Annotated in this window: 17 protein-coding genes and 1 pseudogene; 13 read left to right on the top strand and 5 right to left on the bottom strand. The window is 66.5% G+C overall.

The genetic code is table 11. From position 1 onward, the window contains the following. Positions 1-121: 121 nt before the first annotated feature. The 10 genes from FPY90_RS04895 to FPY90_RS04850 all read left to right on the top strand — a co-directional run bounded on the left by FPY90_RS04895 (position 122) and on the right by FPY90_RS04850 (position 6,719). A complete protein-coding gene (locus FPY90_RS04895) occupies positions 122-646 on the top strand; it encodes a hypothetical protein (protein WP_498684158.1) in 525 nt (174 codons plus the stop codon). Positions 647-854: 208 nt separating this feature from the next. Then, positions 855-1,727, top strand: coding sequence for a Rieske (2Fe-2S) protein (locus FPY90_RS04890; protein WP_498684156.1), 873 nt, complete (start codon positions 855-857; stop codon positions 1,725-1,727). A gap of 116 nt (positions 1,728-1,843) precedes the next feature. Then, positions 1,844-2,767, top strand: coding sequence for an SDR family oxidoreductase (locus FPY90_RS04885; RefSeq protein WP_498684153.1), 924 nt, complete (start codon positions 1,844-1,846; stop codon positions 2,765-2,767). 35 nt (positions 2,768-2,802) lie between these two features. Then, positions 2,803-3,081, top strand: a complete 279-nt coding sequence (locus tag FPY90_RS04880; RefSeq protein ID WP_498684152.1) for a DUF6480 family protein — start codon at positions 2,803-2,805, stop codon at positions 3,079-3,081. Between the two features lie 209 nt (positions 3,082-3,290). Further along, positions 3,291-3,758, top strand: a complete 468-nt coding sequence (locus FPY90_RS04875) for a phage holin family protein (RefSeq protein ID WP_498684150.1) — start codon at positions 3,291-3,293, stop codon at positions 3,756-3,758. Between the two features lie 416 nt (positions 3,759-4,174). Continuing rightward, positions 4,175-4,813 carry a hypothetical protein gene (locus tag FPY90_RS04870; RefSeq protein WP_498684149.1) on the top strand — a complete coding sequence of 213 codons (639 nt, stop codon included), beginning with the start codon at positions 4,175-4,177 and terminating at the stop codon, positions 4,811-4,813. A gap of 78 nt (positions 4,814-4,891) precedes the next feature. Next, positions 4,892-5,254 carry a hypothetical protein gene (locus FPY90_RS04865; RefSeq protein WP_498684148.1) on the top strand — a complete coding sequence of 121 codons (363 nt, stop codon included), beginning with the start codon at positions 4,892-4,894 and terminating at the stop codon, positions 5,252-5,254. 73 nt (positions 5,255-5,327) lie between these two features. Beyond that, positions 5,328-5,561, top strand: a complete 234-nt coding sequence (locus FPY90_RS04860; protein ID WP_498684146.1) for a metallothionein — start codon at positions 5,328-5,330, stop codon at positions 5,559-5,561. Positions 5,562-5,835: 274 nt separating this feature from the next. Then, complete coding sequence (locus FPY90_RS04855) at positions 5,836-6,396, top strand: Dps family protein (protein ID WP_498684144.1); 561 nt, start codon at positions 5,836-5,838, stop codon at positions 6,394-6,396. Between the two features lie 53 nt (positions 6,397-6,449). Continuing rightward, positions 6,450-6,719: a GlsB/YeaQ/YmgE family stress response membrane protein gene (locus tag FPY90_RS04850; protein ID WP_071215296.1), complete on the top strand. Its 270-nt coding sequence runs from the start codon at positions 6,450-6,452 to the stop codon at positions 6,717-6,719. On the opposite strand, the gene FPY90_RS04845 is transcribed toward FPY90_RS04850, so the two are convergent. Beyond that, positions 6,680-7,546: a molybdopterin-dependent oxidoreductase gene (locus tag FPY90_RS04845; protein WP_498684142.1), complete on the bottom strand. Its 867-nt coding sequence runs from the start codon at positions 7,544-7,546 to the stop codon at positions 6,680-6,682. The two genes, FPY90_RS04850 and FPY90_RS04845, sit on opposite strands and share 40 nt — an antisense overlap. A 460-nt stretch (positions 7,547-8,006) precedes the next feature. Here FPY90_RS04845 and FPY90_RS04840 point away from each other — a divergent pair, with 460 nt between their 5' ends. From FPY90_RS04840 to FPY90_RS04830, 3 genes are all read left to right on the top strand, one after another. Beyond that, positions 8,007-9,125, top strand: coding sequence for a hypothetical protein (locus FPY90_RS04840; protein ID WP_498684140.1), 1,119 nt, complete (start codon positions 8,007-8,009; stop codon positions 9,123-9,125). An 84-nt stretch (positions 9,126-9,209) separates the two neighbouring features. Beyond that, a complete protein-coding gene (locus FPY90_RS04835; RefSeq protein WP_498684137.1) occupies positions 9,210-9,461 on the top strand; it encodes a DUF4235 domain-containing protein in 252 nt (83 codons plus the stop codon). A 63-nt stretch (positions 9,462-9,524) separates the two neighbouring features. Further along, positions 9,525-9,743 (top strand): hypothetical protein, encoded by a 219-nt coding sequence (locus FPY90_RS04830; RefSeq protein ID WP_498684136.1) that lies wholly within the window; start codon positions 9,525-9,527, stop codon positions 9,741-9,743. 118 nt (positions 9,744-9,861) lie between these two features. Here FPY90_RS04830 and FPY90_RS04825 read toward each other — a convergent pair whose 3' ends face one another. The 4 genes and pseudogenes from FPY90_RS04825 to FPY90_RS04810 all read right to left on the bottom strand — a co-directional run bounded on the left by FPY90_RS04825 (position 9,862) and on the right by FPY90_RS04810 (position 13,132). Beyond that, a complete protein-coding gene (locus FPY90_RS04825) occupies positions 9,862-10,344 on the bottom strand; it encodes a DUF421 domain-containing protein (RefSeq protein ID WP_498684134.1) in 483 nt (160 codons plus the stop codon). After that, the gene (locus FPY90_RS04820) at positions 10,344-10,892 is read right to left on the bottom strand and encodes a hypothetical protein (RefSeq protein WP_071215301.1); all 549 of its coding nucleotides are present in this window, start codon (positions 10,890-10,892) and stop codon (positions 10,344-10,346) included. The genes FPY90_RS04825 and FPY90_RS04820 overlap by 1 nt, the downstream gene beginning before the upstream one ends. Positions 10,893-11,545: 653 nt before the next feature. After that, a pseudogene (gene speB / locus FPY90_RS04815) lies at positions 11,546-12,305 on the bottom strand (agmatinase). Continuing rightward, positions 12,302-13,132 carry an MFS transporter gene (locus FPY90_RS04810; protein WP_498684133.1) on the bottom strand — a complete coding sequence of 277 codons (831 nt, stop codon included), beginning with the start codon at positions 13,130-13,132 and terminating at the stop codon, positions 12,302-12,304. Before FPY90_RS04810 ends, speB begins: the two are co-directional and overlap by 4 nt. Positions 13,133-13,235 lie beyond the last annotated feature (103 nt).

Genomic DNA, 13,235 nt, shown 5'->3' with positions numbered 1-13,235 from the left:
AGCCCGACTCCAACGGCCCCTGGGGGCGGTGCAAAAAGCTTGCCGCCGGGCAGCGGCGTCGTTAAGTTGGGTCGTGTCATCCCGCTTGGACAGGGGTCGAAGCTTGAAAAGGAGAAGAACCATGGCCGACGAAGACACCTCCGGACAGTTCGAAGACGGGTCCGAGGAGCAGACGGAGAACCGGATGGAAGACCGCTCGGGCGCCGCAGGCGGCCCGGAGGTCACCGAGGATCCGGAATCCGGGCAGTTTGTCGCGGGCAGTGGCGAATCCGGCGGCGATGTGAGCACCGGCGGCTACGGCGGTAGCCAGGCCTCGGGTGGTTCGCAGGCCACTGCCTTCGATTCGGGGCTCCAGGCCGGAGCCGGCGGCGAAGCGGGCACCGGCGCCTTTGCCGGCGGCCAGGGCGCCGACAAGGAGCAAACCAGCGCCTTCGATTCGGAGGGCCAGTCGGGCTTCCGCAACGACCCGGATGACGGGTCCGAGCGTCTGGGAGCGTCTGACCAAAGCCCCCTCGCCGGGGACACCGGCACCGGCGGCTTTGACGCGGGACGCGAGGCCGAGCGAACCGAATCCGGTGAAACCGGCGACCGGCAGCGCCCGGACGCCGAGGACACCGAGGACGCATTCGAACGCGGGAACGACTGAACGCCCGCAGGCACCCGCCGGCCGCCGGAGGTGAATGGACCGGTGGCCGGCGGGCCCCGGGGGAGTCGGGGGAGGACGCCACCACCTCGATCATGATCGAGGCGATCGGCGCCCTGGCCATTGCGCTGAACACCATGCCCGCCGGGCCCCGCAGCGGATTCACCATGCTCAAAAAAGCGCAGGCCCCCGACACCGAAGGAGCAGGACCATGAAAATCCTCAAGCCGCTGAAGGCCGTTGACCGGCTCGAACGGCTCGAATCCCTCGATCCGGCCACCGGGGTGCTGCAGCGCGCGGTGCACCGGGTGCTGGCCGCACGCGGCGCGGCGGATGTGCTGCACGGGGTCCCGCTGGGGCACCCCGCCCACCCCTTCCTCGTCCAGCTGCCCACCGGGGCCTTCGCCGCGGCCGTGCTGCTGGACGCGGTGCCCGGGGCCGAACGCGCGGCGAAAACGCTGCTGGCCGCGGGACTGGTCGCCGTGCCGCCGGCCGTGGCCACCGGCCTGGCTGATTGGTCGGCCGGACACCCGCAGCAGCTGCGCGTGGGGCTCATCCATGCCGGGGGCAACACGCTGGCCACCTCGTGCTTCGCGCTCTCGCTCGCGGCCCGGATCCGCAACACCGGCACCGGACGAGCCTGGGCGCTGGCCGGTCTGGCGTTCATGGGCGCGGCCGGCTTCCTCGGCGGGCACCTGTCCTTCAGACTTGCCTCCGGGGCCAACCACGTCGAGGCGCTCCCGCACCTGGTCCCGGCCGGCTGGAACCACCTGGCCCTGCTCGAACAGATCCCCGAAGGGCGGCTGGAGGGCCGGATGCTCGGGCGTGTGCCGCTGCTGGTGTGGCGGCAGGGCCAGGGCGCCTCGGTGATTTCCGGCGAGTGTCCGCACCTGTCTGGCCCGCTGCAGGAGGGCACGGTGCACGGGAGGGGAGCCGAGGCCTGCGTGAGGTGCCCCTGGCACGGCAGCGAGTTCTCCCTGTCCACCGGGGCGGTCGTCCACGGTCCGGCGACCGCGCCGGCGGCCGCGTTCGAAACCAGGGTTGCCGACGGCATGCTGCAGGTGCGCCTGCCCGGCGCAGGCTAGGAAACGCGGCCCGGGGATCCGGGCCGGGTTGCAAATTCATTGATCGGGGCGCCCCACTTGTCCTAGCGTGGGGCGTGGAAGCAACATCGCCCACACCGACCACCTGGAGGATTCCCATGGATGAGCGCGACCCCGGCGCCTTTGACCCCGAGGTGCAGCTTTCACTGGACAACCCGGTGAACCGCCACCCGAAGATCTCGCCGCCGAAACAGGACCAGCCCGAACCGGGCCTGGATGCAAAGCTGGAACCGGCGGCCGACCACGGGGAGGACTCCTACGTCGGCACCGGGCGGCTCAAGGGCCGCAAGGCCCTGGTCACCGGAGGGGACTCGGGCATCGGCGCCGCGGTGGCCATCGCCTTCGCCAAGGAAGGTGCGGACGTGGCCATCGCCTACCTGCCCGCGGAGGAGCAGGACGCCCGCCGGGTCATCTCGGTGATCGAGGACCAGGGCCGCGTCGGCATCGGGCTGGTCGGCGACCTGCTGGATCCGGAATACCGCAATTCGCTGGCGGACAACGCTGCACGGATGCTCGGCGGGCTGGACATCTTGGTGAACAACGCCGGGAAGCAGATCGCCGTGGCCAGGCTCGAGGACCTTGACGACGAACAGCTGATGCAGACCTTCCAGGTCAACATCCTGGCCATGTTCAGCATCACCCGCGCGGCGCTGCGGCACCTGCCCGAGGGCGCCAGCATCATCAACACCACCTCGGTCCAGGCCTACGATCCCTCGCCCACGCTACTGGACTACGCCTCGACCAAGGCGGCGATCAACGCCTTCACCAAGGGGCTGGCGGTGCAATTGGCACCGCGCGGGATCCGCGTGAACGCCGTGGCCCCGGGCCCGATCTGGACCCCGCTGCAGGTCTCGGACGGGCAGCCCAAGGACGCCCTGCCCGAATTCGGGCACAACGTGCCGCTGGGCCGTGCCGGCCAACCCGTGGAGCTGGCCCCGGCCTACGTCTTTTTGGCATCGGCCGAGTCCAGCTACGTGGTGGGGGAGACCCTGAATGTCAACGGCGGCAAGTCGACGCCCTGAGCGCCCCGGAACGCCAAACGCCAAAGGAGCATGCGATGGAGAACGAACAGCAGCCGCCGGTCCAGCGGGACGAAGGCGATCCGCTGGACCTGGAACCCGACGATCCCGAATGGAGCGACAACCCGCGGAAACCCGGGGCCGTAAGTGAAAGCGGCGACGAACCTCCTGCCGCAGAGGCGGAGGCGGACGCAACGTCCAACCCCGACCCCCTCGAACAGGTGATCACGGGCCTGGAGCCCGGTGGCGGGGTCCCTCCCGGGGAAACACCCCCGGGCGAGGGGTCCATGAGCATGGACCAGGGCCACGAGGAATGACCCCGACTCCGGCGCACGCCGGCACCCAAGGCTCCGGGCCCGCCGCCGGCCGTTGATCCGCTGGAACCACCAGGTCCACCGGGAGGAACACCATGATCGAAGAAGTTTTCACTGCCCCGGCACGGCGTGCCCGGGGGCCTTCACCCACGCGCTTGCGGCGCTGCACGCCGGCCGGGAACCATGCCCCGGTCCCCGACGGGCCATGACCCATGGAGAAGGAACAACCACGGGCCGATCTCCGGGGCACGGTTGCGCCCTCCGGCGAACAGCCGCTGGAACCCGCTGCGCGGACGGCGATTTTCACGGCACTGGGCGGCACCCTGGCTACGCTGCTCAGCCAGGAAATCAAGCTGGCCAAGGTCGAGGCCAGCGTCTCTGCGGGCCTGGCCCGCAGGGGCGCCGGATACACCGGCGCCTCGGCCATCGCGGGGCACCTCGTGTTGCTGGCCCTTTCGCTGGGCGCCGCCGCGGCCCTCGCGCTCTTGACGGGGCACGGGACCGCGGCGCTGGTTGTCGCAGGTGCATGGATCGTCGCGGAGTTCACCCTCGTGGTGCTGGCCAGGAAGAAGCCGGCGCGGGCCAGGGGAACGCCCGGTGCCGCCCGGCGCGAGAACGGATCCGGCTCCGCCGATGCGGGCACCCGGCAGCCGGGCGACACGTCCGGGGACGGCGGCTGAAGGACCGAGGACCCTGCCCGGGGTGGCGGGGACGGCTTGTGCTCCGCCACCGCGGAGAGCGTTGCCGACCTGCAGCCTGAAGAAGGCACCCGGTCCGCACGCCGGACTTGCCGGCCGGCGATGTCAAAAACCTTGTGCCCGGGCGGCACTCTTGCTTTGCTCTTATTGGAGGGACTTTCCGGGGAACCTGAAAGGTCCGCAACGCGGAACCACGCAAGCCGGAGCACCCATCGTCTCGGCGAGGGGTGTGCCCACGCTGGCCGGAACGACGCGGGAAACCGGGAATCACCAAGCTGGATCGAGGTATGAAGCGGCAGGGCACAATCGCCCGGCGGGTGTCCAAGGCGATCCACGGACCCCCGGGGTTTACAGGCCGTCGGCGACCATCGCCGACGCCAACCGATCGGAGGAAAACCTTGAGCGAGAACGACTTCAGTGCGGCCTATCCTCCCGAGGTGCCCAAAGGCCGCGAATCCGAACGGCCCGCCGCCGACATGCAGCAGGACGGCTCAACCGTCGCCGTGCCGCCGGCACCCACGGCACCCACGGCGCCCGAGACCGGATCCCGGCGGATCGAAGCACCTCGGGTGCCGCACGGCCGGGGTCTCGGCACCGCAACGCACCCGACACGGGAGGCCGGGACGCATGCCTCCGGCGTGCTTGACGAACTCGGCCGCGGAATGCATGAAAACGCTGCTGTCGGGCAGCGGAGGGCCGCAGCGAACCTGCGGCGGATCGGCGATGATCTTGCCTGGATGGTCAAGGACCAGCCGCCCGGAGGAACCGCGTCGGCGCTGGTCGAGCAGGCCGCGTGGGCCAGCGAGAGCCTGGCCGATTGGCTTGACGAACGCGAACCGCGCGACCTGCTGTCCGCGGGACAGCAATTCGCCCGGCGTCGCCCCGTCGCCTTCCTGGGTATCGCGGTGGGCGCAGGCGTGCTGCTTGGGAGGCTGGCAGGCCACGTGGCCGCGGACGCCTCCGCAACCACGGACGCGGCACGCACAGTGCCGGGGCAACCCGTGAACCCGCTCCGGCAAGAGCGCCGGGAACCATGAACGCAACGGCGGGTCGGGGCTCGCGGAGGCCCTTGCCCGGCACACCTCCCTCTTCGAGGTCTTGACAAAGGAACCAAGATGAACGTCGAAACGCACAACAACAGCCACGGATTCGAAGGTGGCTTCGCGGGCGCGAACAGTGCCAACGGGCACCGGCCGTTGATGGTCGATCCGTCGGAAAGCCTGCCCAGGCCGCCTCAAAGAATCAGGGGAACCATTTACAGCGTCCGCCGCCCGCCCGTGGAGCGGACCGACAGGGCGGCGGCCCGGAGCGCACCGCAGCCGGCCGGCCGGGGTTCCCTGGGAAATCCGGTGGCCGCCGGGCTGCTGGTCTTCGGGGCGGGATTGCTGCTGGGCACGGCCGCGGGCAGGGGCGTCTTCACCGGCCGGCGCGCGGCGGTCCCCGGGACCGTTCGCGGCATCGGGCGTCGGCAGCGCTGACGCCAACGAATCCTGCAACCGGGCGGGCCAACGGCAACCCACGACATGTACCAACCAATGGAAGGAAAGTTCGATGGCGATCTGCGACATGTGCGGCAACGACTATGACAAGACGTTTACGGTGATCCGCGGAGAGGACACCCGGACCTTTGACAGTTTCGAATGCGCCATCAACATGATGGCGCCACACTGTTCACACTGCGGCTGCCTGATACTGGGCCACGGGGTGGAAAACGGCACGGGCATGTACTGCTGCGCCCACTGCGCACGGGAGTCCGGTTTCGACCAGGCCACCGACAGGGCATGAACCTGCCCCGACACGGGCCGTGCAGCGAACCCAAAACAGGGCTGCCGGCCGCCATGGCTTCCGGCCCGGAGCCCCACCCGGAGGGTTCGGGGAACTGCTGCCCCGGCAGCACCGGCGAACCGCGTCGTGTTCCACCCGGCTGCACCAGCCGGAGCGAAGCGGCGGAACCGGAGTGCATGACAAATCCATGGACGCCACACACCTCAGCCGCTAACGTGGTGGAACGAAGCCGGGGCCGTGGCGGCCCGATCTAAACCAACAAAGGGGTTTTAACATGGCAGCGAAGAACACTGCACGGACCGGCTTCACGGTTCCGGGGCTTTCACTTGAGGACGGCCGGAAGATCGCCACGATCCTTCAAGGGAGGCTGCACTCGCTCAACGACCTGCAGCTCACCTTGAAGCATGCGCACTGGAACGTTGTCGGTCGCGACTTCATCGGCGTGCACAAGATGCTCGATCCGCAGATCCTGCTGGTCAGGGCGATGATCGATGAGGTTGCCGAACGCATTGCCACGTTGGGCACGGCGCCGAACGGACTTCCCGGGGCACTGGTCAAGGAAAGGGACTGGGACGACTATTCCCTCGGACGGGCCCAGACCGCCGAGCACCTGGCGGCGTTGGACCTTGTCTACAACGGCGTGATTTCCAGCCACCGGGACGCCATCGAGAAAACCGGAGAGCTTGATCCGGTCACCCAGGACATGCTCATCACCCAGTGCGCGCAGCTCGAACTCTTCCAATGGTTCATGCGTGCCCACCTGGAAGACCCCAGCGGTGTGCTTGAGACCGCCGGCGCGGAAACCGAAAAGACCGCGGCAAGGAAAACAAGGTAGCTGCGCCGCGGCGTTCCTGCCGCTGCGCCCAATGAATGGAAAGAGGAGAAATCATGGGTTTCATCGGATGGATCATTCTTGGATTGATCGTTGGCGCCATCGTCAAGATGGTTCTCCCCGGACGGGTGGGCGGCGGCTGGATCACCAGTCTGGTCCTCGGCGTCGTCGGGGCCATCTTGGGCGGCTGGATCGGGGACGCGCTCTTCAATGACGGTGAAATGAGTTTCTGGAGCCTCGGTTCCTGGCTGCTGGCCATTCTGGGCGGGCTCATCGTTGCCGGCGTCTACGGGGCCATCACCGGAAGGAACAGGACCGCCAGCTGATTTGCCGAATTCCGGTCAACGCACGTCTGTGGCCCCGGTCCTTTGACCGGGGCCACAGACGTGGTCGGGGCGCACCCCCATGGGGGAGTGCAGCCAGCCGCATCCACACCTTCGAAGGGTCGTGGGGACACCGCCATTCCCGACGCTTCTGGTTTGCATCGATCAGGACCAGGTGACGCGGGCGATGCCAGCGGCTCTCGGACCACGCTGTGCCCGGACGCGGCCACCCGGTCAAGAGTGAAAGCATATTGGGCATTCACCCCGTCCGCGCCAAGGCTTTCCTTCAGCGCCGCGGCCGCGGCGGCGGTGCACAACCGGGTGTTGCCGTGCATGTGCGGGGTGCCGATGCCGGCCTTGCCGATGATGCCCAACGCATAGTATTCCTCCAGGAACAACTGGCCACTGGTGTAGAACGCGTGTCTCAGGGGCCCCTTGTCCCGCAGCAAGGATCGGCTGGCATCAACGATCCGCGACATGGCGGTTTCCCAGTCGGTTTCCACCAGTTCCCCGCCCTCGCACACCAGCGGCCGGGTCAGCCGATCTGGATTCGCCACCCCTTGCCAACCGGCAAGCAGCCCCTTGGGGCCAAGCCGCCCGTGGTTCACCGCGTCGTTGGAGCGGCCGCGCACGCCGACCATTTTCCCGTCCCGGACCGCGATGTCCAATCCGCACCCGTTGGAACACAGCAGGCAGGCCGACTGCACCCAGGCTTGGACGTCCTGATCGGCAACGCTTTCCGCCAGCAGCGAGTCCACTCGCACCGGCCACGGGGAGCCCGGGGCATAGGGCGTCCGGGAGCCCCAGACATCGGTGATTCTGTCGCTCATTTCGATATCCCTTGCAGCCTAGCGTTCGGGTCATGGCGGACACAATGTGGCCAGACTATACGCGGGCACGGGGCCCAACAAGGAAATTGCACACCGGCCCGCCTTGCGGCTCCGGACCCGTTCAGCGACGAAGGCGGCCATGGCATTCGGGGCCCTTGGGAACCGCCTCCCGGCGCGCGAGATCGCGCCCGGTTTGCCCCGGCCCGCGGCCGGCAACCGGGCCACGCATGTCCGGGTGCACCGGGGTGGTGCCGGGCTGCGCGGGCATGCAGAAGCCTTGGCGGCACGGAGCCGGAACAGTAGCGTGGGTTCCACGAATAATCCATGGGTGGAACCCGTACGGCAACAGGATCCCGGGAGGCACGACTTGTCATCGACACCGCGCAGGACGGACGACGGGAAGGCAGGAGGCAGCGTGCCGGAGGTGCCGGAGCGGCGTCGGCCGAGGCAAGCCAGCAGCATGCCCGGCGAAGCCGAGCGGAGAACCGTGATCGGGTTGATCGCCGATCCGGGGCTTCCGATATCCTTGGCCTTGGGACTGCGCGACTCCCTGCCCGGGCTGCTGGAAAGCGCGCTGGACCCGGAAACGGATTGGGAAGTGGACGTCAAGGAATTCTCGCTGCCGCTGGCCAAGCAGGGCGAAGTGGAGTTGAACGCCCACTCGCAGCAGCTGCGCGAGGCGAACCAGTGGGACTACCTGGTGTACCTCACCGACCTGCCGAAGTTTGAGGACGGCGAACCCCTCGCCTCCAGCTTCAATGCAGGGTACGGGGCGGCGGTGATCGTGCTGCCGACGCTGGGCTTCGTGCGCCGCAAGCGCCTGGTCCGGGCAGTGGTACAGGTCCTGGCATCACTGCACGGGGTTGGCGACCCATACCTCCGCGAGGACGGACGGGTCGATCTCAAGAGCGATCCGCTGTTGGTTGAACGCCGCATCGAGGCCCCGGAGGTCGATGACGATGCCTTCGAAACCGCCAAGGGTGCCAGGGGCCGACTGCTGCTGCTCGTGGGCATGGTCAGAAGCAATCGGCCTTGGCATTTGGTGCCCCGGTTGTCCTCTGCCATGGCCGCGGCCCTGGCCACCGGCGCTTTCGGGGTCTTCTACACGAGCATCTGGTCAATGGCCGACTTCCTTTCGCCGCAACGCCTGGCAACCATCAGCCTGCTTTCGATCCTGATCATGGGTTCTTGGCTGGTGCTGCACAACGGGTTGTGGGAATCGCCGCTCGGGGCCAGCCATGCGCAGAAGCGGGTGGTGTACAACGTGGCCACGCTGATGACGATCTTCACCGCGATCCTGTTGATGTATCTGGCGCTTTTCGTGATCATCCTTGCCGGCTCCCTGGTCATCATCGATGCCCGTTTCCTTGCGGCCGAACTCGGGCACCCGGTGGGGTTCGGGGAGTACGTGAACCTTTCATGGATGTCGGCGTCCCTGGGCACGGTCGCCGGGGCCGTCGGCTCGAGCCTGGACGACGAGGAAGCGGTTCGAAAGGCCACCTTCAGCCAGCGGGAATATGAGCGCCGGAAGATCAGGCTGGATAAGGACGAACACAATGCGGCCGCCGAGGATGACTAGGAGCGTGCGGGCGACCGGCCCGCGGAAGTTCCATCACCGTGCCGCATGGATTTTGACCAAGGAACACACCGAAGGAGAACAACCGTGAAATTACCAGTGAAGATACTTGGAGTGGCGGCCTCGATCGTGGCCGGACTGCTCGGAGCCAAGCTTGTGGGCAGCATCTGGAAGGGGGCCACCGGAGAAAATCCTCCGACCCTTGCCAATCCGGACGTTCAGCAACGGGCCACCATCGGCAAGGTCCTGGCCTTCGCCGCAGTCTCCGGTGCGAGCGCCTCGATCATCCAGGCCGTCACCAAACGTTGGGCCGGGAAGCTGGCCGACAAAGGCAGCTAGCGCTCCACCGCCATCAGGCATGCAGCGCGCTACGGAAACCACACCACGGAAAGGGGAACCACCATGAAAGAAGACGGATTTGAAGAGCGCGGCCGACCGGGGAAAGGCAGGTCGGGGCCCAAAGGCAACAAGGCGACCGAAAAATCCGCCAACCGGGCCACGGACGAAGTGCCGTCTTCCGAGGAAGAAATCAAGCCGGGGCTGAACCAAGACATCTCCACGGATGGCCAATTCTCCTCCGAGCCGCCGGAGGAAGCGGGAGGGTCTGCGGCGCAGCGGTAGAGTCGCCGGCGGTCCCGCTCGCCCGGGAGAGGAGGGGGCCGCCGGTTTCACGCGCCTCCGGCGGTTGCGCCGGCGTCGGGTGCGAAAAAACCCACGCGGGGCTTGGACGGCGATATGCTCAGCCGGGTTCGGGCTCTTCCGGGGATCCATCCGAGGCCGCGTGGTCCTTGGCAAAGAACGAAATCCTGCCGTTGGGTTCGAGCACTGCCAAGTCGATGTCGGAGAAGTTCCGAAATCCCTGGCCGCGCGCGGCGGACATGAGGTCGTTCAAGCCCATCCGTTCGGCACGCAACGCCTTGGTGTCCGGGCGACCGTCGTGCAAGATGACCACCGGTGCCCCGTGGACCAGTCGGCTCAATTTGGGCCAACGCGCGTTTGCCCAACCCAACAGGACGGTCAGCAATGCCATGGTGCCAACGGCCATGATGCCCCCGGCCACGGAATGGTCTTCCTGGGTGATGCCCTGCTGCACGAGATCGCCCATGGTGATGAACAGCAGTAGTTCGAACGAGCTGAGTTCGCCCAGCGTGGAGCGCCCCACTGACCGGGTAATGAGCCAAAGCACGATGAAAGTCACTGCAGCCCGAAGCACGATTTCCATTAGTACGCCTTCCAGAGCTTCAATTTCGTGGATGCCACCAGTTTTCCGTCGATGTAGACATGGGCATTCCCGCTTGCCAGCAGGACGCTGTCCTCGCTGACGGTTCCGTCAATGTCCAAGCGGAAGGCGTTTTCCTGCGGTGCATCGTAGTCGAGCACGAGCATGCTTCCGTCGCTGCTTTCCCCATCCGGAGCCGGGGAAATGCTGTACGTAGAAAAGGTATCAAGATAGTCCTGGTCGATTTTGACGGTGACCGGGCCGGAGATCTTCTCCGCGGTGCGCAATGTGAAGGTTATCTTCGCATCCATCCCGGCCCTGCTGGTTCGGGGCGCGGTGACAGTGAGTTCGTGGCCCGGGGCAACGCTCGTGGAGGTGGTTTCCATGCCGAAGACATTGCTGAGGGCTGCCAGGACAAACAGCGCCACGAGCGTCAAAAAGACCCGACGGCCAAGGCGGCCGGCCTTGTCATAGTCGGAATCAACCACATCGGAAAGTGTTGAGCCGTCGAGTGGATCCGCGCTTTCCGAGGGCTCGAAGTCCTTGTCCATGACTCATCCTAACCATGCCCCCACGATTGTGAAGATCAATGTGGAGGGGGTTGTTGCCGGCGGCCTCAGGGGAACCCCGTCCGACCGCGGATGTCCCCGTGGAATGTTCCACGAAGGCGCGCGTACGCAATCGCGAATCCAGGCGGCACCGTGCCGACCCCGATGTCGCGGTGTCGTGGAACATTGTCGGTCATGGAATCGGGCAGGATGCCATAGCACTGGGCTGGGCAAGCCGGCGTAGGCCAGGCGAGACTGTCGATGATCTCTTAACATGTTTAAGTTGAGGCAGTCGATTCCGGCTGGTTTCACATAGGGGCAACCATCTACTCGGTGGCGCAATCAACGGCGGTCAGTTTGGGTGTGCTGATCGTCAATCTGCGCATGGCCCTTGAATTGAAACCACCGGCTGACGGCCACTGACATCGACCAGTGGCGGCATCGCGCGCAACGTTTGAGGAAGTGGAAAAGGGCCTCTGGTGACAGGGCGTTGAGCGGCCGTTCGGGACGCTATGCTGATGGTCCTCGGCTTCCCGGGCCATCTTCGGGTCCCGAGCCGCTCCGGCTTCCTCGCCAAGTTGCCTTCGGCGCATAAGTGGTCTGGCCCGGCCAACGAATAGGCCGTGGCCGGACCGCATGGGGGTCTGGTTCGTTTTCTAGACTGCCGGGACCTCTAGACGGTAGTCGTTCTCGTTGGGCCGCAGACTGCCGGAGTTGACCATCAGGCCCATCATGTCGAAGACCACGGTCGCCGCGGCCAGCGAGGTGATGTCCGTGTGGTCGTAGGCCGGGGCGACCTCCACCACGTCGGCGCCGACGATATTGATGCCGTTGAGCCCGCGTAGCAGGCGCAGCAGCTCGCGGGAGTGCAGGCCGCCCATTTCGGGGGGTCCGGTGCCCGGAGCGAAGGCCGGGTCCAAGACATCGATGTCGACCGAGAGGTAGACAGGGGTGTTGCCCAGGCGCTCGCGCACCTTGGCGATGGCCGCCGGCACTCCAATGTCGTCGATGTCGGTGCGGCGGATAATCTGGAAGCCGAATTCGTGGTCCCGCAGGAAGTCGTCCTGGTCATAGACCGGGCCGCGGATGCCCACGTGCATCGACTTGTCCTCGATCAGCAGGCCCTCCTCGAATGCCCTGCGGAACATGGTCCCGTGGGTGATCGGCTCGTCGAAGTAGGTGTCCCAGGTGTCCAGATGGGCGTCGAAGTGCAGCAGGGCCACCGGACCGTGGACCTTGTTGACGGCCCGCAGCATCGGCAGGGCAATGGTGTGGTCCCCGCCGACGGCGATGATCCTCTTGTCCTTGGCCATGGGCTTGCTCCTCGATCTGCGGGAGTCTGGCGAAGGTGCCCAATCCGGCGAACCGGGGGACCTTTGTGGCTTCGACGGGGCCTATAGGCTGGTGCTTGCTTATACGAGGGTTCCTTCTGCTCTCGTTTCTTCGGTCGTTCCGTTGGTCTTGGTTTTCTTCTTCTTGTTGCTGCCGCTGGAGATGTCTGCCAGCGAGCGGTTGGCGGTCTCCGGGGCCAGGATGAATGTGGCCACGAGTCCGATCAGGGAAATCCCGGCGCCGATCAGCAGGGCGCCCAAGGCGCCGAAGCTGATGATGGCCACCGGCATGAGATAGGTGCTTGCAGCGGAGCCCACGCGGCTGATCGCGGTGCCGAAGCCGACCACGGTGGCCCGGATGTCGGTAGGGAACAGCTCGTTGGGGTACACGACCTCCAGGAAGGTGAAGGCACCCGACGCCAGGGCGGTGAACAGCGTTTTCGGGCCAACCCCGGGGACGAAGGCCGGGGCCGCCAGCGCCACCACGATGATGCCGAGGGTCCACAACAGCAGCTTGCGCCGTCCGATGCGTTCGACCAGCCACAGGCCCGGGATGCCGCCGACGACAAACAGCAGGGAGATCAGCAGGGAACCGCCGTAGAGGTTCGCGTCCCTGCCCAGGCCGAAGGAGGCGAGCAGTTCCGGGGCGAAGGCGTAGACCGCGAAGAGCGGGATCACCTGGGCAGTCCAGAAGATGGAGACGAAAAGCGTGCGGCGCCAGAACTTCTTGTTGAAGATGTCGATGAAGGTTGCCGCGCGCTTGCCGCTGGCTTCGTCCTCGCCGAGGGAATCCACGTCGTAGTCGTTGCCGTAGACCTTTTTGATCACGGTGCGGGCCTCGTCGACCCGGCCGCGGGAGAGCAGCCACCGCGGGGACTCCGGGGTGCCCAGGCGGAAGAGTAGGGTGATCACGGCAAAGATCCCGGGGCTGGCAAGCATCCAGCGCCAGGCGTCCGGACCGAAGCCGCGCATCGCACGACGGAGAAATCATAAGTTCCAGTTGGAGTTTTCTCAA

Source organism: Arthrobacter sp. C2, assembly GCA_024207135.1.
Taxonomy (GTDB): Bacteria; Actinomycetota; Actinomycetes; order Actinomycetales; family Micrococcaceae; genus Paeniglutamicibacter.
The sequence above is the reverse complement of the archived record's forward strand: the minus strand, read 5'-3'. Positions and strand labels throughout refer to the sequence as shown.

Excerpts from the sequence above, each read along its gene's own strand:
- FPY90_RS04895 (WP_498684158.1), top strand. The coding sequence starts at position 122 with ATGGCCGACGAAGACACCTCCGGACAGTTCGAAGACGGGTCCGAGGAG.
- FPY90_RS04890 (WP_498684156.1), top strand. The coding sequence starts at position 855 with ATGAAAATCCTCAAGCCGCTGAAGGCCGTTGACCGGCTCGAACGGCTC.
- FPY90_RS04885 (WP_498684153.1), top strand. The coding sequence starts at position 1,844 with ATGGATGAGCGCGACCCCGGCGCCTTTGACCCCGAGGTGCAGCTTTCA.
- FPY90_RS04880 (WP_498684152.1), top strand. The coding sequence starts at position 2,803 with ATGGAGAACGAACAGCAGCCGCCGGTCCAGCGGGACGAAGGCGATCCG.
- FPY90_RS04875 (WP_498684150.1), top strand. The coding sequence starts at position 3,291 with ATGGAGAAGGAACAACCACGGGCCGATCTCCGGGGCACGGTTGCGCCC.
- FPY90_RS04865 (WP_498684148.1), top strand. The coding sequence starts at position 4,892 with ATGAACGTCGAAACGCACAACAACAGCCACGGATTCGAAGGTGGCTTC.
- FPY90_RS04860 (WP_498684146.1), top strand. The coding sequence starts at position 5,328 with ATGGCGATCTGCGACATGTGCGGCAACGACTATGACAAGACGTTTACG.
- FPY90_RS04855 (WP_498684144.1), top strand. The coding sequence starts at position 5,836 with ATGGCAGCGAAGAACACTGCACGGACCGGCTTCACGGTTCCGGGGCTT.
- FPY90_RS04850 (WP_071215296.1), top strand. The coding sequence starts at position 6,450 with ATGGGTTTCATCGGATGGATCATTCTTGGATTGATCGTTGGCGCCATC.
- FPY90_RS04845 (WP_498684142.1), bottom strand. The coding sequence starts at position 7,546 with ATGAGCGACAGAATCACCGATGTCTGGGGCTCCCGGACGCCCTATGCC.
- FPY90_RS04840 (WP_498684140.1), top strand. The coding sequence starts at position 8,007 with ATGCCCGGCGAAGCCGAGCGGAGAACCGTGATCGGGTTGATCGCCGAT.
- FPY90_RS04830 (WP_498684136.1), top strand. The coding sequence starts at position 9,525 with ATGAAAGAAGACGGATTTGAAGAGCGCGGCCGACCGGGGAAAGGCAGG.
- FPY90_RS04825 (WP_498684134.1), bottom strand. The coding sequence starts at position 10,344 with ATGGAAATCGTGCTTCGGGCTGCAGTGACTTTCATCGTGCTTTGGCTC.
- FPY90_RS04820 (WP_071215301.1), bottom strand. The coding sequence starts at position 10,892 with ATGGACAAGGACTTCGAGCCCTCGGAAAGCGCGGATCCACTCGACGGC.